This is a genomic window from Acinetobacter guerrae (genome assembly GCF_009372255.1).
In the GTDB taxonomy this organism is placed as follows: domain Bacteria; phylum Pseudomonadota; class Gammaproteobacteria; order Pseudomonadales; family Moraxellaceae; genus Acinetobacter; species Acinetobacter guerrae.
This window is the reverse complement of record NZ_LXGN01000008.1, coordinates 1-21117: the sequence shown is the minus strand read 5'-3', so window position 1 is coordinate 21117 and position 21117 is coordinate 1. Positions and strand designations below refer to the sequence as shown.

The 21117-nt window shown below is 39.4% G+C and carries 23 protein-coding genes; 9 read left to right on the top strand and 14 right to left on the bottom strand.

The window, feature by feature from the left end:
* Positions 1-53 precede the first annotated feature (53 nt).
* Positions 54-1016 (top strand): esterase/lipase family protein, encoded by a 963-nt coding sequence (locus A7A69_RS06960; RefSeq protein ID WP_120371084.1) that lies wholly within the window; start codon positions 54-56, stop codon positions 1014-1016.
* Positions 1017-1076: 60 nt separating this feature from the next.
* Here A7A69_RS06960 and rplS read toward each other — a convergent pair whose 3' ends face one another.
* The 12 genes from rplS to ispH form a co-directional block, all read right to left on the bottom strand.
* Positions 1077-1448 carry a 50S ribosomal protein L19 gene (gene rplS, locus A7A69_RS06955; RefSeq protein ID WP_120371085.1) on the bottom strand — a complete coding sequence of 124 codons (372 nt, stop codon included), beginning with the start codon at positions 1446-1448 and terminating at the stop codon, positions 1077-1079.
* A gap of 259 nt (positions 1449-1707) precedes the next feature.
* Complete coding sequence (gene trmD, locus A7A69_RS06950) at positions 1708-2460, bottom strand: tRNA (guanosine(37)-N1)-methyltransferase TrmD (RefSeq protein ID WP_120371086.1); 753 nt, start codon at positions 2458-2460, stop codon at positions 1708-1710.
* Between the two features lie 54 nt (positions 2461-2514).
* Positions 2515-3063 carry a ribosome maturation factor RimM gene (gene rimM, locus A7A69_RS06945; RefSeq protein WP_152876711.1) on the bottom strand — a complete coding sequence of 183 codons (549 nt, stop codon included), beginning with the start codon at positions 3061-3063 and terminating at the stop codon, positions 2515-2517.
* 17 nt (positions 3064-3080) lie between these two features.
* Positions 3081-3338 (bottom strand): 30S ribosomal protein S16, encoded by a 258-nt coding sequence (gene rpsP / locus A7A69_RS06940; RefSeq protein ID WP_004923845.1) that lies wholly within the window; start codon positions 3336-3338, stop codon positions 3081-3083.
* Between the two features lie 149 nt (positions 3339-3487).
* Entirely contained in the window at positions 3488-3934 is a 447-nt protein-coding gene (locus tag A7A69_RS06935; protein ID WP_151981213.1) for a type IV pilin protein, read from the bottom strand.
* Positions 3934-4470: a type IV pilin protein gene (locus A7A69_RS06930; RefSeq protein WP_151981212.1), complete on the bottom strand. Its 537-nt coding sequence runs from the start codon at positions 4468-4470 to the stop codon at positions 3934-3936. The genes A7A69_RS06935 and A7A69_RS06930 overlap by 1 nt, the downstream gene beginning before the upstream one ends.
* A gap of 18 nt (positions 4471-4488) precedes the next feature.
* Entirely contained in the window at positions 4489-8805 is a 4317-nt protein-coding gene (locus tag A7A69_RS06925; RefSeq protein WP_151981211.1) for a pilus assembly protein, read from the bottom strand.
* A gap of 11 nt (positions 8806-8816) precedes the next feature.
* Positions 8817-9644: a PilX N-terminal domain-containing pilus assembly protein gene (locus A7A69_RS06920; RefSeq protein WP_187349191.1), complete on the bottom strand. Its 828-nt coding sequence runs from the start codon at positions 9642-9644 to the stop codon at positions 8817-8819.
* Positions 9641-10744, bottom strand: coding sequence for a PilW family protein (locus tag A7A69_RS06915; protein WP_152876710.1), 1104 nt, complete (start codon positions 10742-10744; stop codon positions 9641-9643). Before A7A69_RS06915 ends, A7A69_RS06920 begins: the two co-directional genes overlap by 4 nt.
* A 1-nt stretch (position 10745) precedes the next feature.
* Positions 10746-11306, bottom strand: a complete 561-nt coding sequence (gene pilV, locus A7A69_RS06910) for a type IV pilus modification protein PilV (RefSeq protein ID WP_151981209.1) — start codon at positions 11304-11306, stop codon at positions 10746-10748.
* On the bottom strand, positions 11306-11758 hold the full coding sequence (locus A7A69_RS06905; RefSeq protein ID WP_152876709.1) for a prepilin-type N-terminal cleavage/methylation domain-containing protein: 453 nt from the start codon (positions 11756-11758) through the stop codon (positions 11306-11308). The genes pilV and A7A69_RS06905 overlap by 1 nt, the downstream gene beginning before the upstream one ends.
* 145 nt (positions 11759-11903) lie before the next feature.
* Positions 11904-12854, bottom strand: a complete 951-nt coding sequence (gene ispH / locus A7A69_RS06900; protein ID WP_152876708.1) for a 4-hydroxy-3-methylbut-2-enyl diphosphate reductase — start codon at positions 12852-12854, stop codon at positions 11904-11906.
* Between the two features lie 143 nt (positions 12855-12997).
* Here ispH and gmk point away from each other — a divergent pair, with 143 nt between their 5' ends.
* The 6 genes from gmk (at position 12998) to bfr (ending at position 18094) form a co-directional block, all read left to right on the top strand.
* A complete protein-coding gene (gene gmk / locus A7A69_RS06895; protein ID WP_120371096.1) occupies positions 12998-13621 on the top strand; it encodes a guanylate kinase in 624 nt (207 codons plus the stop codon).
* Positions 13622-13688: 67 nt separating this feature from the next.
* Positions 13689-13970 (top strand): DNA-directed RNA polymerase subunit omega, encoded by a 282-nt coding sequence (gene rpoZ, locus A7A69_RS06890; protein ID WP_120371097.1) that lies wholly within the window; start codon positions 13689-13691, stop codon positions 13968-13970.
* A gap of 391 nt (positions 13971-14361) precedes the next feature.
* Positions 14362-16473 carry a RelA/SpoT family protein gene (locus A7A69_RS06885; protein WP_152876707.1) on the top strand — a complete coding sequence of 704 codons (2112 nt, stop codon included), beginning with the start codon at positions 14362-14364 and terminating at the stop codon, positions 16471-16473.
* Positions 16474-16590: 117 nt separating this feature from the next.
* Positions 16591-16974: a RidA family protein gene (locus A7A69_RS06880; protein WP_120371099.1), complete on the top strand. Its 384-nt coding sequence runs from the start codon at positions 16591-16593 to the stop codon at positions 16972-16974.
* 217 nt (positions 16975-17191) lie between these two features.
* On the top strand, positions 17192-17386 hold the full coding sequence (locus tag A7A69_RS06875) for a bacterioferritin-associated ferredoxin (RefSeq protein ID WP_152876706.1): 195 nt from the start codon (positions 17192-17194) through the stop codon (positions 17384-17386).
* Between the two features lie 243 nt (positions 17387-17629).
* The gene (gene bfr, locus A7A69_RS06870) at positions 17630-18094 is read left to right on the top strand and encodes a heteropolymeric bacterioferritin subunit Bfr (RefSeq protein WP_152876705.1); all 465 of its coding nucleotides are present in this window, start codon (positions 17630-17632) and stop codon (positions 18092-18094) included.
* Between the two features lie 78 nt (positions 18095-18172).
* On the opposite strand, the gene A7A69_RS06865 is transcribed toward bfr, so the two are convergent.
* Complete coding sequence (locus A7A69_RS06865; protein ID WP_244939716.1) at positions 18173-18943, bottom strand: hypothetical protein; 771 nt, start codon at positions 18941-18943, stop codon at positions 18173-18175.
* A 196-nt stretch (positions 18944-19139) separates the two neighbouring features.
* Between A7A69_RS06865 and A7A69_RS06860 the strand changes: the two genes are divergently transcribed.
* The gene (locus tag A7A69_RS06860) at positions 19140-19832 is read left to right on the top strand and encodes a DsbA family oxidoreductase (RefSeq protein ID WP_152876704.1); all 693 of its coding nucleotides are present in this window, start codon (positions 19140-19142) and stop codon (positions 19830-19832) included.
* A 181-nt stretch (positions 19833-20013) separates the two neighbouring features.
* Here the strand turns inward: A7A69_RS06860 and A7A69_RS06855 are convergent, their stop codons facing one another.
* A complete protein-coding gene (locus tag A7A69_RS06855; protein ID WP_171500793.1) occupies positions 20014-20373 on the bottom strand; it encodes an ASCH domain-containing protein in 360 nt (119 codons plus the stop codon).
* A 267-nt stretch (positions 20374-20640) separates the two neighbouring features.
* On the opposite strand from A7A69_RS06855, the gene A7A69_RS06850 reads away from it, so the two are divergent.
* Entirely contained in the window at positions 20641-20871 is a 231-nt protein-coding gene (locus A7A69_RS06850) for a glycine zipper domain-containing protein (RefSeq protein ID WP_152876703.1), read from the top strand.
* Positions 20872-21117 lie beyond the last annotated feature (246 nt).

Genomic DNA, 21117 nt, shown 5'->3' with positions numbered 1-21117 from the left:
TGCTGGAGAGGACAACCAGCATAAAACCAAAACAAAAAAGAGGATAAGATCAAATGCGATCAAGATTATTTATAGCAGGACTTCTTAGTTGCCTTGCAATCCAGAGCAGTTTTGCTGCGGAAGGATTACAAAGCGCGGAAACAAAAAATGTCATTTCAGACTATGCCAAAACCAAATATCCTTTGGTATTTGTACATGGTATGTTTGGATTTAACCGTTTAGGTTCAGCAGAGTTTGGGCTCGATTACTGGTATCAGGTATTACCCGATTTAGCTAAAAATGGAGCTACCGCCTATGCTACACAGGTTTCACCACTAGAATCTACAGAAGTACGTGGTGAACAACTTCTACAGCAAGTCGAAGAAGTCGTTGCACTGACTGGAAAAAATAAGGTTAATCTGATTGGGCATAGTCATGGTGGCCCAACCGCACGTTATATTGCAGGCGTCAGACCTGATCTAGTTTCATCGGTCACCAGTGTAGCAGGTACGAACTTTGGTTCTCCTGTCGCCGATCTTGTTCAAAATGTGCCGTTACTCAATACTGCACTGGCTGCTGCGGTTGATGCTTTAGTTTCGCCAATCATTAGCTATGCTCAGCTTCGTTCTAAATTACCAAGTGATTTTAAAGCATCTATTCATAGTTTATCCGCTCAGGGGGCGGCAGACTTTAACGCTAAATTCCCACTCGGATTGCCAACAAAAGCCTGTCAAGATGGGCCTGCGAATGCCAATGGGATTGCCTTCTATTCATGGACAGGTGCAGCACAAACCACTAATCTTCTAGATCCAGATACCCTACTGACCTCGATGGGTTATGTCGCCTTTGGCGGTCAAAAGAATGATGGACTAGTAAGCCAGTGTAGCAGCCGCCTCGGAAAAACTATTCGAGATGACTACTATCATAATCATTTTGATGAAGTGAATCAGGTACTCGGGTTACGCAGTGTTTTCTCCGCAGATCCTGTATCTCTTTATCGTCAGCATGCTAATCGACTCAAATTACAAGGTCTTTAAAACAGGCATAAAAAATGCGCCAAATCTGGCGCATTTTTTTGCTTGAAAACAAAGTTAAGATTAACCTTGTTTACGTGCTGGCAATTTTTCACGAATACGTGCAGCTTTACCAGACAAGTCACGAAGATAGTAAAGTTTCGCACGGCGAACATCACCACGACGTTTCACTTCAATTTTAGCAACAACTGGAGAGTGAGTTTGGAAAACACGCTCAACACCAACACCGCTAGAAATTTTACGAACAGTGAACGCAGAGTTTAGGCCACGGTTTTTCTTCGCAATCACAACACCTTCAAATGCTTGAAGACGCTCACGATCACCCTCTTTTACTTTAACCTGAACGATAACAGTATCGCCTGGAGCAAAAGCAGGAATGTCTGATTTTAACTGTGAATTTTCAATTGCTTGAATTAAAGGATGCTTACCACTCATTGTGGAATCTCCAATATGCGCGGGAGAGAAGAGGTCTCTTACACCGCTGGGGACAGAGGCTAAAACGCATATCAACCCGTTTAACTTTCCCTTTAAAACAAAACTGCCTTAAAGAGCCTATTTTTAACTTAAACCAAGTTTAAGCAAAACTCGAAGCGAAGCTTCTCGTTGGGTGTGAGGATATGTATTGCTACCTATCCTCTAACTTGAGCATAGCTCTCGTCTTGTTGCAGAGCATTGCTCTTCAGGGCAGCGATACTTAATCGCTGATATTCCCTCGTTCATCTTTTAGCCATTTTTTTTGCTGTTTAGTCAATGTCACTTGCTCAACCAACTCAGGTCGACGTTCAAGTGTGCGTTGATAACGCTGCAAAAAACGCCATTTTTCAATATTGGCATGATGTCCTGATTTAAGTACCTCAGGTACATCTAACCCTTCAAAATGGTCAGGCTTGGTATATTGTGGGCAGTCGAGTAGACCATCCACAAAAGAATCCTGTATATGCGATTGCTCATCGGACATGACATCAGGCAAACGCCGAATAATACTATCCAAAAGCACCATCGCGGGCAGTTCACCACCCGATAAAACGTAATCCCCAATTGACCATTCTTGATCAACATAATGCTGGATTAAACGCTCATCGACTCCCTCATAACGACCACACAGCACAATTAAACCGTCATATTGAACAAATTGTTGTACTGCCTGTTCATTTAAGGTTTTACCTTGTGGCGACATATACACCACAGGTGCATGAACACATCCTGCTTGGCTTGCAAGCTGTTTGGCATGTTGAATTGCTTTTGCCAAAGGCTCAGCCATCATCACCATACCTGGGCCACCACCAAATGGACGCTCATCCACTCGTTTGTAGTTACCCTGTGCAAATTCACGTGGGTTAATACAGGTTAACTGCACTATGTCCCGCTTGGCTGCACGACCGCTAATCCCGTATGCAGTAATCGCATCGAACATTTCAGGAAACAGTGTAATGACTGCAAAAAACATCGCAGACTCCTCTATTTTCCTACTGCGTTCGCACTAAAACCACTTAGCCGTAGTTTAGTAATCTACGCCCCAATTGACGTAAATACGACCCGCTTCAAGATCAACATGCTGCACCACATCTTTATGCCACGGAATCATACGCTCTTCGGCATCAATACTTTCAGCAGTGGCGCGAACCACCATGACATCATTGGCACCTGTTTCAAAAAGCTCATGAATTTGTCCGAGATTAACTTCCTGTTCATCCTCATTCAGTCCTAGCACTGTAAGACCTTTGAGATCAGACCAGTAATACTCATCTACATCTGCTTTTGGCAATTGTGACTTGGCTACCCAGATATTAGCACCGACTAGACTGTCAGCTCCTGTGCGATCATTCACACCCTTTAAGCTTACAACCAGACCTTTGCCATGTGGCTTCCAACGTTTTACATCTATAGTTTGCCAACCTGCTTTGGTCTCGATGTACCAAGGCAGATAGTCAAACATATTGCTCATGGGTTCTGTATTGGAATACACCCAGAGCCACCCATTTAAACCATAAGCTGAACGTAACTGTCCAATCTGGATACGATCTTCGGGAACATTCAGCGCTGGTGTCATGGATGATCTACTCGCAATTAAGCAGCAGTTGCCGCTTTTTTAGCTTGAGCAGCTAAAGAAGCAACACGCTCAGATGGTTGAGCACCTTGAGATACCCAGTGAGCAAAACGGTCTGCATCTAAACGAAGTTTTTCCGCTTGACCTTGAGCAGTTGGGTTAAAGAAACCAATACGTTCGATGAAACGACCATCACGTGCATTGCGGCTATCAGTCACAACGATTTGATAGAATGGACGTTTTTTTGCACCACCGCGCGCTAAACGAATAACAACCATGATAAAAGCCTTATAATTCTTACGGATTATCCCTGTAACCGACCACCGATCACGCTTCAAACCCCTTTCATAGAGGGCGATATTCTACGTGATATTTGATCTGAATGAAAGATGCTTTTTTGAGTTATCCGCAGTTTTGAATTTATATTTTAACGCCCGTCCCAGTTGGAGGTGGCAGAAAGAGCGCAAGCCGTTGCACCTTTGGCCCAATATTTTTGACCTTGATCATTGAGGCAAATGATTCCATTGCCAGTTTGAGGAGTACTGTTAATTGGAGTAGCAGTTAAAGTCCATGCTGTGCTTGTGAGTGTACTAAATGCCAATGTATAAAGTGCTGTTCCTTGTTGCGGACTAGTCGTGGAACCATAAATCGATCCAATAGTATTTTTAGTAGAGTCCGAGTTGAGATAACTATTATTTGCCAATTTTCGCGATTCAAGTTTTTGGGCAATATTCATCATTTCGACTTGCATATCAGCACGATTGGTACGAACTTTATATTGAGTATATGAGGGATAAACTATGGCCACTAATACACCAATAATAACAACCACAATCATCACTTCAATCAATGTAAAACCTCGTTGTTTAAACATTACCAACTCTCTCCACCTACACCACACTCCCAGACATTTGTTGAGGTGTTAAATTTAATATTTGCTGTAGTTCTATTTTGACAACGAACACCTGTACTGGTCATTAACAGAGAATAGTTTTGTGCATCTGTACTTACAGCTTGAATTGCCCAACTCTGACCAGATGTCGAAGCGGGTAATAATGTCCCAGAACCATTGCCATCAACAATAGTCACATTATATTTTATTCCTGTACCTGATGCATTTAAAGGCAATGTCAATGTTTGGCTTGCTGCATTAAAAGGGATTGTACCTGTAGAATTATATAAATATTGTGCATCAAACCCTCTATAACTAAAATTTCTAGATTTATGGCGCTCTAACTGTTCTGCTAATTTTTGCATTTCTTGTTGAGCTGCTGCCGCGTTAGCTCGACGCATATACAATTGATAGCCTGGAAAAGCAATAGATGCAAATATTGCAATAATCACGAGTACAATCATAAGTTCAATCAAGGTATAACCTTGATTGAACTTAACAGAGTGGTATCTTTGCATAATTCGTCCTTTTTATAGTTAACGGTAACGCTCATACCATCGTGTCTGGATTAAACGGCTAGTACACTGCCATTCCCCTGTCCCTTGGGTATTACCAGCTATTGTCAATTTACCGCAACTGTTTGTTGCACCGCTATCGGGTTTTGGTACGAAAGTAATACCCCGAATACCTGCTCCTAGAACATTATCATTGCACTCACTTACACCAGCAGGGCAGTTAGTAGTTTTTGTTAGAAAACCACTTTTCCGCTCCAAGTTCGTATTTAATGTTCCATTGGAATTTAAGCAAGCCCCATAAGGTAAACAGTATCTTTGCCAATCTGTTTCACCGATAACGCGAGGTTTACATGGATTTGGAGGTTCAATACCACTTCCTTCAGGATCATATACAGGTACGAGTAAATTATTAGTAATGGCTATAGGCTCTTCCTCAAAAGCTTTTAGCCCCCCTTTAGTTCTAAAACTATTATCAGCTCTTTCTATACTATTAATCCCTGATGTAGACGTGTTTTGGCTAGATAAAGAACGATACCATCCAGCGACACCCGAACCAGAACTTGGGAAAAAGAAATCCACCACTCTCTGTGTTCCTGTAAGAATCTGAGGATCCTTTTTAAAAGATATACGCTCTTTATTTTGAGTATCTAATGTAGGATTTCCTGTAATTAAGTCTCTTTTTATAAAGTCACGATCCAAAATTCCATATACATTATTGCTTGGTTGATTACTCAGAGCATTTGCTGGCAACATCCCTTCACGACCTTTAATTGGATACACATCCAGAGGCGTACTACGATTACCCGAAGCAATCCCAACAACAATAAAAGTATTAGCACCTTGATCATGGATGGTCACTGTTGGTTGCACATAAAATCTAGGTGCTTTTGATCCCCTATAGTCGTTATTTGCATCGTTATTTGTATCATTAGTTGCTAAATTCGCCAAACGAACCACACGTACACCAAATCCACTGGTACTCGTTGCCTTATTATTCAAGTCAACGCGAAAAACTTGCCCTCCCAAGTCGCCAAAGTATAAATGATCAACTAAACCATCCGCATCACGATCCAAGGTACTAATACGACTGACAATACTATGCGTCATATATTGTCGACCATCTAGCACACCAGTACTATTTGTCGCTGACCATATTAAGTCCCCTGTTTTAGCATTAATTATATAAACGGCATTTCCTTGTGCCTGTGATTTATTATTACAGCTAGTATCAGTAAAATCCGTGTTTGAAACATTTGCACCTAAACTAAAATTAGGATTTTCATAACATTGGTCATAACCACCAGCCACAATCATGACACGGGTAATTTTTCCATTATAACGAACATTTGCCAAAACTGGTTTAGACCAGGTTTGACCCAAACGCTCAAATCCTGAAGTGGTTTTATCAATTCTAAATAATAATTTTGGACTACTTGGATTAAGCACATTTAAACCATAATAGCTATTGCCCCCCATACGCATACCACCATAAATATTCATTTGGCGTGCCGTTACTTTAGTTACTGTGCTTCCACCAGATGTTGCAGTGCTAATTGCATAACTTGGATCAGAAACCCAAGTTGCATCCACTCCATGTGAAGGAGAGGCCATATCTGTTTGCCCAACAACTAAGGCTTTTGATTTTGTCGTATCATTTAATATCTCAGATGGAACAAAAACCATTTGTTCTTCGCCAGATGAAGCATCGACAATATGCAACCCACCTTCCATAGAGCCATATACAATAGATTGATCACGCGTACTGGTTAAATTACCCTGACTATCTAATGTTCCAGAATAGGTTAACTGCACTGGTAATGAATGGATACTTCCTCCCATTGATAGATAAGGCGCATCTTGAGCAGTCAAGCTTGTTGGCAGTGAAGATGAAGTGATATCTGCAGTGTAGCCTAAATAGTTTAACAACTTCAGTTTAATCGTTGTTGGAAAATCTTTTAAAATTGCCTGTCCATTTGAAGAATCAAACTTTCCTAAAACATAAGTTGCTACTGATGATACATTATTAAATGCTGAATTTGGTTTTTCAGGAATCTGTAATAAACTCGTACCAGCTTGGCTTCCTGTAGAAGGCGTTAATGACGATCCTGTAACTGCTGAAACATCAGTAAAAAGGTTACGAAGCTTACTTGAGGCTATATAAGCATATCTTGTGATTAACCCATTGGTGTCAGTAGTTTGTGTCTGACCATTATAGGGTAAAGGTACTTGTGAATAAGCCCCCCCTAAGAACACCTTACCACCATCGTTATAAGCTGAACTATTCCAGTAATCTTTTGTCTCGGTTTTGAATCCACCTGTATCATCATAAACCAAGCCACCTGAGACTCCTTGAAATGCTCCTATATTAGCTCCGCTCATTGCAACGCTATACTTTTTAAGATTTCCTTTCCATGTTAGATAGCTACTTGCAGGATCTGGTTCAAATGCTCGCAAATAACCCGTTTGAGATAGATTATTTGGATTCAACGCATCATAAGGAACAGAAATTTGCCCAGTAGTTAATGGATCTAGTGGAATCCCACCTATCGCATTAATAAATTTAATCACACTATTTGTTACATCAGCTGCATCAAAAGCCGCATTAAAAACCCCATTACCATAACCTGGTGCTGTAATCGCCTGACTACTTGGTGTTGTTCCAGGTGAACATTGATCATTACCCCTGCGTTCATTTTGAGAGCGAGAACCTAACTTACAAGAACTTAACGCATAATCTTGCGAAAATACTCCATTCAACCCCGCTTTAAAATCATTACCAAACCCTACAAATGCAGTTTGAATCGAAACCCCTACTGGATTTCTAGTTCTATCAAACAGAGCTTTGGCATATTCACCCATACAATTATATGCAGCCGAGCTATCACCCGTTGTTAAACCACCTGAATTGGGACAACTAAAACTTCCAGCTGAACTATCTAAAGAATTTTTCATTAAGGACTGTGCAATAGCTGTACTAGAACTATTTGCCGCACCATCTGACAAAATATAAACTCCTTGCCCATCACAACTGACTCGATCAGCAGTTGCTGGCAAGGGAGAGATATAAGCCGTTGCACTATTAGTCGATGTACCATTTTTAGATGTACTGACTGATTTTGAAAAACCACTGTAACTGTTATAACCACTAGATGGATTACTCTGACTATCATTCACATAATATATTGTGGTTGTAGTACTTGAACCTGTCGTTGAACCGCTGCCACTCGTAGTTGTAGTATTTGTATTGCCATCTTGATCCAAATCCGATGGGGCTGTTGAGCCAAAAGATATTGTCCAACCCGATGTCGAACAACTTTGACTTGGCGTTCCATTGAAATTCGATGTATTCCAAGCAGTACACTGATAGTAAGCATTAGTTAAAGTAGAGCTTGCAACTGTGGATGTCCCTGAAAATGAGGATCTAGTCCAACATTTACCAGTAGTAGGATCTAAATACTTAGCAGGATTAGAACCAGATGTCGGACATGTATAAGCTGTTGTTGCAACCTGTTTATACCAATCCTTCTGTACAGTGACAAATGGGGCCAAGGTTGTGGTTCCCATTAAATACGCTGCTGCTTCTGCGTAAGCATTCGCAGTCGGAGTACCATTATAAGCTTGTAAATGTGCAATCGCATCTTTTAATAAATAACGTTGCGAACCTGCAGTATTAGCTGTACTTACATCACCCAATTTTGCGCTAGGAACTAAAATTTGTCCTGTTTTGCCATCGCCATCTGTACTATCACGACTACTTGAGGAAAAATTACCCACGCCAACCAATGTCGCTGGTAAATTTGAATCCCCACTATCCAGAAACTTAAACATTCCATCTTTTAGCCGAGTTAGCCGGTCAAAACAACGATAACCTGTAACGGTAATACCTGTAGGTAAAGGGTAAGTGTATTCATTACCACTTGCATCCACAGGCTTGCACCCCGTTCCATCCATTGCTTTTACAGTAGCACTTGCTGAAGAAGCTGAAATATAACAAAAATTACGAGAATAGTTTGGTGTAGTAGTAGACGTTACTGAATAAAGATTATTATTGGAATAGCTTGTACCATTAGACATTGCTTTATTAGAACAAATGCCACCATAATCATCAAAAATACCCAGACCTTTTGAGTTACCGCCATAACCTACCCCATAACCCATCGACCCTGATGTATCCAACATCATAATAATCGTTTTTTTACCTGCTTTAGGTACAGCATAAATCTGCAAATCACTGGCTTGTACCACCGAAGCAGTCATTAACCACGTCATGGCTAAGGAGCTTGAACAAATCGCATACCACGACTTAGGTTTTTGAAAGTTTTTTAATTTTGTATTCATGGTATTTTTCCTTAACTTCCTGGTGCCGTGACTTCAGTTAGCTGGTTAAGATAATTAAATTCCTGCACCTGTGAACTAAAAGGCACACCATTATCCGAAAGACATTTCCCCAATGTATATTCGCTACCTGCCCCTAATGTCGCTGTGAGATCATCACTAATTTTAGCCGTACTAGAACTCAAACAAGCTTGTTGAATAGATGAAATACTACTAGCTGAATATGCTGGTAGCATTGCTGTTGTTGTCACGCGAATTCTCTGAGTAGATGTCATACTTTTAGGTAACTGTGTCCCTTCTGATACGTTTATTCCTCTCGGCAGACTTGAACCTGGTGTTGTATTACTCGTATCTGTGGGTATGCTCACAGCAACCTGTGTGACTACAGCTTGTCTATTACTACCAAAATCACGACTTAGATTACAAAAACCAGCTACCCCGCCTGTGTCTACAGTCGCATTATTTCCTGAATCGGCTTTTCGGATTAAACTTGCATCTACTGTTTGTGCAAATCCAACAGCTGACGACACTGGTTTATAGCAAAAGATATATTCACCACCTGGATTACTTTCATTTTCTTTTAAAGCGGCGCCTATAACATTGTCGAAATCAGTGATCGTTGTTGGATCAACATTATTAAACCATGCTAATGGCGTATCTGATGATTGGAAATTTAATTGATTGACCTGACTATTTGTTGCTACACGTAAAGAAACCAAAGCAACACGTATAGCAAGAATTCCAACTACAACAATAATCAGTAAAATAATCATGACTATAATTAATGTCGCACCTTGTTGATGCTTCATAATTTTATTATTTATGCGATATGAAGACCTCATAAGGACTCTCCCATAGCATTACGCAAAGCAATCGTAGTGCTATAAACCCGACGTTGAAAACGCGTTGAAGCATCAGTAGCTGTTGCTGTTTGATCCAGCATAATCAAAGGTTGTGTGGGATCTATGGCACTGTTTTGAGCATTATTTGCTGAACGAACTAAAACTGAAACCTGAACAGATAAAATACGAGTTTCAACAGGTACAGTAGATGTTGATGCTGTCCGAGCCGCAGTAGCAGCAGTTCGATATTGAGGTATCGTATAATATGCAAACTGATTGGTTATAGTCGGCGGGTTTGTTGAGGTATTTGTCGTTGTTGTCATAGCACCTAATAAAACATGAAAATGATCAACGCGAGGAATAATAATTTGCCCTGCATTTCCAAATCCAGTTATTGCCTGAGGTGTTATCACCTTAGTCGTTTCATCAGGTGTTGTCCTTGCTGTAGCTGCCGCAGTCACAGCAGCAGCCGTTGTTAATGGTGTATTCGCATCACAAGCTAAAGCATAATCTGTTGCAACACCATTACTATCTGGACGAACAAAATAACGCTCTACAACCAAATCACCCACAAGTACATTACTGCCTTCACAATTGACCATATTCGTTGGTGCAATAAATTGAATTGTTAATTGGTCACTTATTGGACTTGAAATCGTACTCCCAGATCTATCTTTTAAAGTAACCGCAGTCAAACCTTTCCAATAATCTGGTGTAGTTGAAACAACATCTCCCTGTCCTCTACTGAGTAATGCAGGATCCACATATGTAGTACCGACTTTAGGCACAAAATTTACATTTATGGTACCAGTAGCAGTTGATCCAGTAAGCACGACCCCACCGTAAGCAGTTTGGTCGTCGAGTTTTAAGTTGGTTAAATTATCTTGATTAAGAAGACGAATATCTTTCATCACATAATCCAGACCAAAAATTCCACTATCTTGAATTTCAGCATTTGCTTGTTGTAAACGACTTGAGAGTATCCCACCAATAAACAATTGCATTGCTGCCGCAACAACCACAAGTCCCAGTGCAAGAGCAACCATTAATTCAATAAGGGTAAAACCATTTTGGACATTATAATGAGAGAGTTTTTTCATATTAATAAAGCTCCATCATTAAGCATGATGCACCTGAAGTGTAAATGCCATTATTCCCCATACAGCTAGATACATCTGCTGAAGTAGTTACAGCACTCCCAGTTCCTGAAGTATTAATTATTGGAGAAGTTTTACCCCAAAAGGCATAAAGACATTGGCGACGTAATGTCATACTTGATGTAACGCCAGGGCAATTATCCATTGTAAGTTTTATGCCTAATTGATCAGCATTTCTAGCTGCCTGATATGCATCAAATTGAGCGAAATCGTTTGGTGTACAGTTTGAGTTAAAACAATTTATTGGTGCTGTTGTACTAGATGAAAAGCCAGTGTAATTACGAACAAAAGTTGGATAGTTTGCCATCTGAGTTTTATTGACTCGCATGCTCTCAGCCAAACCTCGCATTATTACAATAGACTGAGACTTCCTTACCGCTTCAGCAGAAGCATCAAATGCTCTTAATTGTAAAGCGACATATCCCAATACACCTATTGCCAATAATAGTAAAGCAACAAGAACCTCCATCAGCCCCACACCAGCCTGTATATTTTTTATTTTCATTAGCACGCACTCACTATACTGTCTGGTTTAATAATGTATGCACCCAAACGCGTCAAAATAATGGTTTTCTTAATATTCAATTTGGAGTTGCATAGAATAATCGAAGTATCTCCCGCAATATTTGAAACCAATCCATTTTGATCAAATATAAATGTAGCCGATGGTACTGGAGGGGTAACAACCAAGGTCGTATAATTATTGAGTACCACCCAATTTAATGTTGTTGCATTATTGGGATTATTTGAAGAAAGATTGGCATTTACATTAGTACGATTTAAAATTGCCTGACTTTTAGCTTGTGATAACACTAATAACAACTCTCTTGTATTATTTTCATAACGACGTTTTTCCATTAAATTGGACATAGAAGGCGCAGCCATCGTCGCAATGATCGCCAATACAGCAATAGTGACCATTAACTCAATTAGCGTAAATCCCAAACTTTTACCCATTGTCCGCCCCTACTTTTTTATAACCGCTTTTTTATTATTCTAGATTATCTGTTTTTTTTACAGAACCAATACAATCAAGATTAAGGGCATAAAAAAGCGGATGAGTAGCACTCATCCGCTTTTTAAAAGTTTTTTTAGTTAAAAATTAAGCCTGTGTCACTTGTATTCGTAACTCTTTCGGCAAGCTAAAAGTAATATTTTCCTCACGTCCATCCAACTCTTTAGGTGCTTCTGCACCCCAATCTTGTAAACGTTGAATGACCTGTTTAATTAAAATTTCTGGAGCAGATGCACCTGCCGTAACGCCAATTTTATCCGTCGCTTTAAACCATTCGTGCTCAAGTTGATCGGCGTTATCAACCAAATAAGCCGACTTCCCCATACGCTCTGCCAGTTCACGTAGACGATTTGAGTTGGATGAATTTGGAGAACCGACCACAAGTACAACATCACACTGCGCAGCTAAGTCTCGTACCGCATCCTGACGGTTTTGGGTAGCATAACAAATGTCATCTTTACGCGGTCCCTGAATATGAGGAAAGCGTGAACGTAAAGCATCAATGACTTTAGCCGTATCATCAATCGATAATGTCGTTTGAGTCACAAAAGCCAACTTTTCAGGATGTCTCACCGCTAGCTCAGCAACATCCTGTTCATCTTCGACCAGATAAATATCTCCGCCACTTTTTTTGTCATATTGCCCCATGGTTCCCTCAACCTCTGGATGACCTTCATGACCAATTAAAATCGCCTCTGTACCTTCACGCGCATATTTAGTCACTTCAATATGCACTTTGGTTACCAATGGACAAGTGGCATCAAAAACTTTTAGGCCCCGTTGTTCAGCCTCAATCTGTACTGCTTTAGAAACACCATGAGCACTAAATATTACAATCGAGTCATCTGGAACTTGGTCCAGTTCATCAACAAAAATTGCGCCACGCTGACGTAAGTCATCAACCACAAATTTATTATGAACCACTTCATGACGGACATAAATCGGAGGACTAAAACATTCGAGTGCACGATTGACGATCGCAATTGCACGGTCTACCCCAGCACAAAAACCTCGTGGATTTGCCAATACGATTTGCATATGATCCTCAACAAATGACTGAAATGAACAATATTTTAAATTTTTTACGGAGATAGCGATCTAAACTTTGGCTTCAACTCTTTAGTTTAGGCTGTCGGTACACTACAATAGCGAAGATATTTTATCATATCAGGAAAAATATCATGTCGGGTCTATTGTTTGTCGTTTCTGCTGCTTCAGGAACGGGCAAAACATCCTTAGTCAAAGCCCTACTGGAACGCGTGACCAATTTACACGTTTCAGTTTCGCATACCACCCGTGGACAGCGACCTGGCGAACTCGACGGTGTACATTATCATTTTACCACAAAAGATGCTTTTCTAAGCCATGTCGAACAGGGTGGTTTTATTGAATATGCTGAGGTTTTTGGTAACTATTATGGAACATCACAAGCCACTGTAGAACAGCAACTTGCAAAAGGTCATGATGTATTACTCGAAATTGACTGGCAAGGCGCACAGCAAGTTCGTCGACTTTTTCCTGATTCTAGACAGATTTTTATTCTTCCTCCAAGCCAGTTTGATTTGCGTCAGCGTTTATCCAACCGTGGTACAGATTCCGTTGAAATCATTGAGCATCGTTTAAGTTGTGCAGTTGAAGATATGCAACAATACGTCAATTTTGACTATGTGATTATCAATGATGACTTTAATAAAGCTTTGCATGATTTAGAGTCTATTATTACAGCAAATCGTTTGACGCTCACACAGCAGGTTTATCGTCATCAGCCGTTGATTGAGCAGCTCATCACCCCGAACAACGAATAAACTTGAGTCTGCGACCAATACATTTTATACTTTACAGTCTAGTTGTATTTATAACCCGAGAATTTATATGGCACGCGTAACCGTTGAAGATTGTTTAGACCATGTAGACAACCGCTTTGAGCTTGTACTAGTGGCAAGCAAACGCGCGCGTCAACTCGCTCGTCAGGGCATTGAACCGACTGTAGAGTGGGACAATGACAAACCAACTGTCGTTGCATTACGTGAAATTGCAACTGGTCATGTCACCAAAGATATTTTAAAACAACGCGATCAAGACTATCAAACTTCTAGCCTTGATTTAGCTTTGTCTGCAAACAGTTTAAATCTGGAAGGTTTTTCTTTCCAATAATTGTTTAAACAATAAAAAAGAGTGCGATATCGCACTCTTTTTTTGTACCTAAAAAATTTAAAGATCTGCCATTCAACATTACAATTTATTTTTTTCAGATTCATCTATTTGTCATCACTTTTTCTCTATGCTTTATTTCAATCTCGCTATTTTGCTCAAAAATAAAACACTTGCATCACCATATTGTTTAAAAAAATGCATCTAACCCATCAAAAATGATGCATCTCAATAAAAGATTTGATACAACTGTAAGATTCGATTGATTCTGCCGATGTCCTCTATTGAAATTTACCAGCGAATATTTGTGTGAACGAATTGACAAAATTTGCAATATGCATTTCATTAAGAGATAGGTACATTCTAGTTATTCACTGCAAATAAAAGGTGCTCTATGCCAGGCGAAGAGGTCAGCCAAGCCAAGCGACAGCTCAAACTTATTATCGATGCCTATTTAAAAGTTGAGGATGTCGAGCGTGTGCTTGCTGCCTGTGATTTTGCCGATCTGGCACATACGGGCATTACCCGTAAAAGTGGAGAGCCTTATGTGCTCCATCCCATCGCGGTATGTTGTATTTTGGCGCATATGCGGCTAGATGCAGAAACCTTAATGGCTGCACTATTACATGATGTGATAGAAGATACGGATTATACCAAAGATGATGTGGCAGAACGTTTTGGCCGCACCGTTTCTGATTTGGTCGATGGTGTGACTAAGCTGACACATTCAAGCGATAAACAATTTAATAAAGCAGCTTCTTTTCGTAAAATCTTACAAGCGACTTTGCAAGATCCCCGTGTCATTATTATCAAGCTTGCAGATCGCTACCATAATATGACGACGCTAGATGCCTTACGTCCAGATAAGCGCGCACGCATAGCACAGGAAACGCTTGATATTTTTGTACCGATGGCACGTATCGTCGGCATGAATGAAATGGCAGATAACCTAGAATTACTATGTTATCAAAATCTTGATCTGGATATGTACAATAACGTACAGACCGCATTACTCGAAAGTAAGCCTAAACGCTGTGAATATCAGACCCAATGGGAAAAGCATTTAGCTGATTTGCTGCTTGCTTATCAATTAAATGGTCGAATTAAAAAGAAAAATAATAATATTGAGTTATTACGCCACTTTGTAAAAAACGAAATTGATTTGCATGAACTCACTCATAGCCATGCCTTTGAGATTATTTTGCACAGCATTGCTGACTGTGACCGATTAGTTGAGGCACTACGTGAAAATTTTGAAGTATTACATTTTGAAGATCATATTCGTAGACCACTACCAGGCGGTAATCAATCTTTATTAATGAAATTGAAAGGTGAAAGTACTACGCTTTCATTAACTATTCAGACTGAACTCATGCGTAAAGCAGCACGTTTTGGCGTTGTTCTTGGTGAAAATGCGCCACAAGCCTGCCGTTCTGCCATACAAGCTTCTATGCAGAATTTAAACCTGCTGATTGATGATGCCTGTGCCAAAACCACTTTCAATGATTTACTCGATTATTTACATCAGGAAAAAATCTGGGTTTATACACCTCACGGGCATTTACATGAACTGCCCCAAGGGGCAACAGTTGTTGATTTTGCCTATGCCGCTAGTTTATTTTTAGGCAATCATGCTGTAGGCGCCAAAGTGGATGGTGAAATTCGCCCACTTTCCACCCCACTGATTAGTGGTCAGGTGGTTGATGTCATTACAGATGTTTTAGCGGCACCTAACCCTGATTGGCTAAGTTTTATTAATACGCAAAAAGCACGACGTGCTTTGCAAAATATACTGCGTGATCAGGATATTGATGAACAGCGTTTGGTCGGTCAACAAGCCCTCAATCGCGCATTAAAATTATTTAACCGATCCATCAATGATTTATCTGAATCAGATTGGCTAGATTTATTACAATGGCGGCATGTTGAAAGCAAAGACGCTTTATTTGAGCAGATCGCAGTTGGAGATCTTTTACCACAACTGGTCGCCAATCATTTATATGTGCAGCAGGATACTGCCCAGTTGCAAGCACATGAGTCTGACCGATTGATTCAGGGAACTGAAGGCATTGATGTCAAATATGCGCATTGCTGTAATCCCGTTTTAGGTGATCCAATTCAGGGACATCTGTCACGTCGTGGTCTGATTGTACATCGTGCTCGATGTCATAACTTATTGCATGAACAACATTTGCATCCAGAAAATATCATGCCTTTACACTGGCAGTCTGATGATCTGGACGATGTTAGTTTTAATGCCTATTTGTGTATCGAACTCGCGATGGACGATGAACAAGTCTCTGAGTTGATCTATTTATGTCGTAAATCGCATATTGGTGTAGAACAGGTTTATCCTGCTACAGATTCAACCTATGTCAATATTGTCGTCAACAATCGCAAACAAATTGCACAGATTATCCGCGACCTGCGCATGCAATTTAATTTCCCACGCATCTCGCGCCTTGCTCTCCCTCCTTCTATTATGGAAAGCTCTCAAGCGAGTTAGCACACTTGTTTTTGGAAAAAACAAGACTGAATTAATTTCCCATAATTCATGAATTAGCCTTTTGTCTAGAAGCAGCATGGATTATGATGAAATCTAGTTTAGATTGAGGAAAATTCAATGACCCGTCAAGTGATCCATACTGAAAATGCACCTGCTGCGATTGGAACCTATTCTCAGGCAATTTTAGTCGGCAATACGCTTTATTTATCGGGCCAAATTGGTTTAGACCCTTATAGTATGGAACTTGTTGAAGGTATCGAAGCACAAATTCGTCGTGTATTTGATAATTTAAAAGCAGTCTGTGAAGCGGCTGGTGGAACATTAGCAGATATCGCCAAACTCAATATTTTTCTTACCGATTTATCTAATTTTCAACTCGTTAATCAAATCATGGGCGAATATTTTGCTCAACCTTATCCTGCGCGTGCAGCTTTGGGTGTCGCCAGTTTACCTAAAGGCGCACTGGTTGAAATGGATGGAATTGTAATTATTAATCAATAATTTATAAAATATTTAGCTCTCTAGTTTTAAGTATTTTAATATTAAATTAGAAGTATTTTCAGCAAAATCCGAGCAATGCTCGGATTTTCCGCTCAAATGGCGATTTTTCATTCAAAATGTCAATGCTTAAAATCGAATATTTAAATGAATTTCATTGACAAACGATAACAATTATCAATAATATCAGTTATCCCATTTATCAATGCGAATAAGTCTGATGTACGTATGTTTATGTCGCGGTATTACCGATCAAGATATTAAAGATGCTGTTGCAAATGGTGCTGAAAGCTATCGTGAAATTCGTGATTTATTAGATTTAGGTACATGCTGTGGACGCTGTGCGCCAGAAGCTCGTAGTATTATTAGTGATGAACTTTCCGAAATTGCTGCGCGCCTTTCAGTTGCTGCTTAAGTTTTATTTTGAACATAATTATAACAATATCATCATGATCCCCAGATCATATTCTCCTCCCCGCTTGTGACTCTAAGCGGGTTTTATTTTTCCTCTCTTTTATATTTAGTTGTTTTTGATTGCGATTTTCATTTGCTGTTCCATAAATTACTCGCCTGAACCTAAAATCTTGATTAAACTTATCTTAAAAGATGGCCTTGAACCTTACTTTCGGGGCAAAACTTGTTTTTGGGAGTCAGCGCAATGAAAGGCAATCGTGAAGTTATTAATCAACTTAATCAGGTGCTTTATCATCATTTAACCGCAATCAATCAGTATTTTTTACATTCACGAATGTGTAATGACTGGGGTATCGAGAAATTAGGATCAAGTGAATATAAAGAATCGATTCGTCAAATGAAACATGCCGATAAAATTATTGAACGTATTTTATTTTTAGAAGGCCTTCCAAACCTACAACATCTGGGCAAACTTTATATCGGCCAACATACTTCAGAAGTTTTAAAATGCGATGTACGCAAAGTAAAAGAAAACATTGAAGTTGAAAAGAAAACGATTGAAGTCTGTGAGTTGGCTCAGGATTACGTCTCTCGTGATTTAGTTCGCGAAATTCTTGAAAAAGAAGAAGAATTTTGGGACTGGACTGAAACACAAATTGACTTAAATGAAGATGTAGGAATTGAAAACTATATTCAGAGTCAAGTTTAATCGATTCGCATTGATGTTGAGCAAACTTATCCTCTAAAAGAATGAAGAAAAGGGCAAATATAAGTGATTTGCCCTTTTTTATTGTGCAATTGAAGCTACATCCTGTTCTAGCGTTTGCGCATTCTGACTTTTGATCTTTTCAATTTTTTCATTTAAGCGCAATACATCTTGGTAAAGCTGATTGAATTGTTTCACCTGAGCAGTGTCATAAAATGAGATTTTACCTTCTTGTTTTTGCCAGCGATGATTTTTTAATAACTCAAACATTTGCTCTGCTTTGCTGTAAATTTGTTGTTCCAGATTGAATAGCGCATATTCTTTTCGCTGATCTTGTTTTTGGTTAATTTTTACCAAAAGTGCCGCTTTCATTTCAGGATGAATGGATAAACTACGTGCCTGATTTAAAAAATGCTGTTGTGATTCGCTATTGTCTTGCAAATAGCTAGTTTCGATCATTTTAACATCTGCCAGCATTTGCGTTGTTTCTACATAGTTTTGTTGACGATCACGATCAAGTCGATCTACGTCCAGAAATTTATCCCATTTAGCAGCTTTTAGTTCACGTAAATATAGATTTCTGGCTTCGGCATTTTCCATCCAGTAATTGAGTAAAAACTCCGACATGATTTTATAGTCGCCATAAAGCCGCTTATCATGGACATCCAGACGAATAGGCTGTTCCCAGTTTTGAGCTTGATCATAAAGCTGCTGCATTTTTTCAGCCATGACCACATCGAACATTTTTTGGTTATAAGCATCATCACGTTGGTATTGTGAGTTTTTATAGAACCAAAATACACAACCTGCCAGCAGAATCAGTATCATTCCACCCACCATAAAACGGCGTATCAACATATACACCTCCTTGATTTATTTGCTTGTTTTTTTGTTTTATCGTGATGTATTTATGGAATATACACTACCATTATCCAATAAGTAGTGGCGTGATTGCATAGATTGTAATGCTGTATTGCAGTTTTCGCACTTTAAACTACTTCTGCTCACCCCTATTATAAAAGTATTATCCGATTATTGAGTATAAATTATGCGCGTAGATATCTGGTCAGATGTAGTCTGTCCATTTTGTTATATTGGGAAGAAACGTCTAGAGCATGTCGCAGAACAAGCAGGTATCGAATTAGAAGTTCATTGGCATAGTTTTGAACTCGATCCAAATGCCCCTGCTAAACATGAAATGTCCAATACTCAACGTTTGGCAATTAAATATGGTCGTAGCTTTGAGCAAATGGAAGAAATGGAGCGTAATATTGCAACAATGGCTGCCAGTGAAGGAATCGATTTCCAATGGCAACAAGCCAAGTCTGGCAATAGCTTTAATGCGCACCGAATTATCCATTTAGCACAAAGTAAAGGTTTGGGTAATGAGGCCAAAGAAGCCTTTTTCCATGCCTATATGACTGAAGGTCTTGCGATCGGTGAACGTGAAGTGGTTGAAGAAATTGCATCCAGAATTGGGTTAGACCTTGCTGAAGTTGAGTTTGTACTAAATAGTTATGAATTGGCTGATTTTGTCCGCCACGATGAAAAGATCGCACATGAACAACTTAATATCAGTGGTGTTCCTTTTTTTGTTTTCGATCAAAAATTGACTTTGTCGGGCGCACAACCCAGTGAAGTTTTTCTACAGGCGTTACAACAGGCGCAAGTTCAAGATTCGGTTGCAGCATCGACTACGGCGACCTGTAACGATGAAGGTTGCGAAATTCCACCACAATAAATATTGTTTACAGTCGAGACTTATTTTGCAATGCTGCGTTGCAAAAATAGACTATGCGCTCATCTATTTAAATCCTAAAATTTAGATAAGTAAATGCGCTGTAATTTTCTTCATCACACTTATCTTGTCAAATTAACTGCTAGATAAGCTTGAGTTTATCCCCCCGCTTAAGGGGGATTTTTTATAGATCGATCTCAATCTCATAAATCTTACGTTTTGCCATTATTTTAATCCTTGGCACAATGGGACGTACATTACTTATTTCCCAAGCCCAATATCCCTCTTCCCAATTGTTTGCACAGGCAGCTTCAAGTTCATCTATGCGCCAAGCATGTACAGCAAAAATATCAATCATTGCAACCGCGTCTCCCATTTGTTCATTACCCTCGAGATAGAGAAACTGCGTGTTTTGTACAATAACCAAATCCAGTAAGGGTAATTTTTTAGGTCGCCATGAACGGATTTCTAGTTTTTTCTGTCCTGAAACAATTCGTTCACAGGCAGGTGCAACAATTGAAAGTGCTTTAAATTTCTTCAACAAATGAATACTCCGTTTATTTTCGCATATTTTATCAAGTGCTCACTTATTTATAAGATACAAAACAATAGACTGAATCACGCGACAAATAAGTTATTTCACCCAATGCATCTAACCTGCAACCAAACTGTCAAGGTTGTTACTAAACTCAGTTTTTTATTAACAGCTCTGCCACAAAAGCAGCATAAATCTATGTTTAGATATTTTTAATGACTCGTTCGACTCAATTCAGGTCATGGATATTTGCAACCTAAATAAGAGGAAATGAAAATGGCAACTGATCAAAATTCTAGCATATTAGATACCGCCAGTACTTCAACAGCAAATGAGCAGGAATCAGCAAAAAAATCGCGTTTCTCACCTACGGTTAAAGGTGTCGTTATTGGTGCTGTGGCAGGGAGTATTCTTCCCGTTTTTGGTACGTTTAGTGGTGCACTAATCGGTGGTATTGCAGGTAAACTTTATTCTCGTCGCTGTCAGCAAACACATGCTTCCGCCTGATCAAAACTCATTTGAATAACTTTAATCATTCATTCTAATATTTTTAAAAAACTCTCCCATATGTGGAGAGTTTTTTTATTAGCGTTTAACTTTGAGCATGCTTTATATCATCTACTCAGATGCAGGAATTGTTTTTGGAGATAACTATTCAATTTATTGTTCCCAGTCAAAATTTGGCGCTATTCGTGTTACTAGGTATTTTTTCTAATCATTACAGAGGTACTGTGTATTAGCCCCGAATTAAAA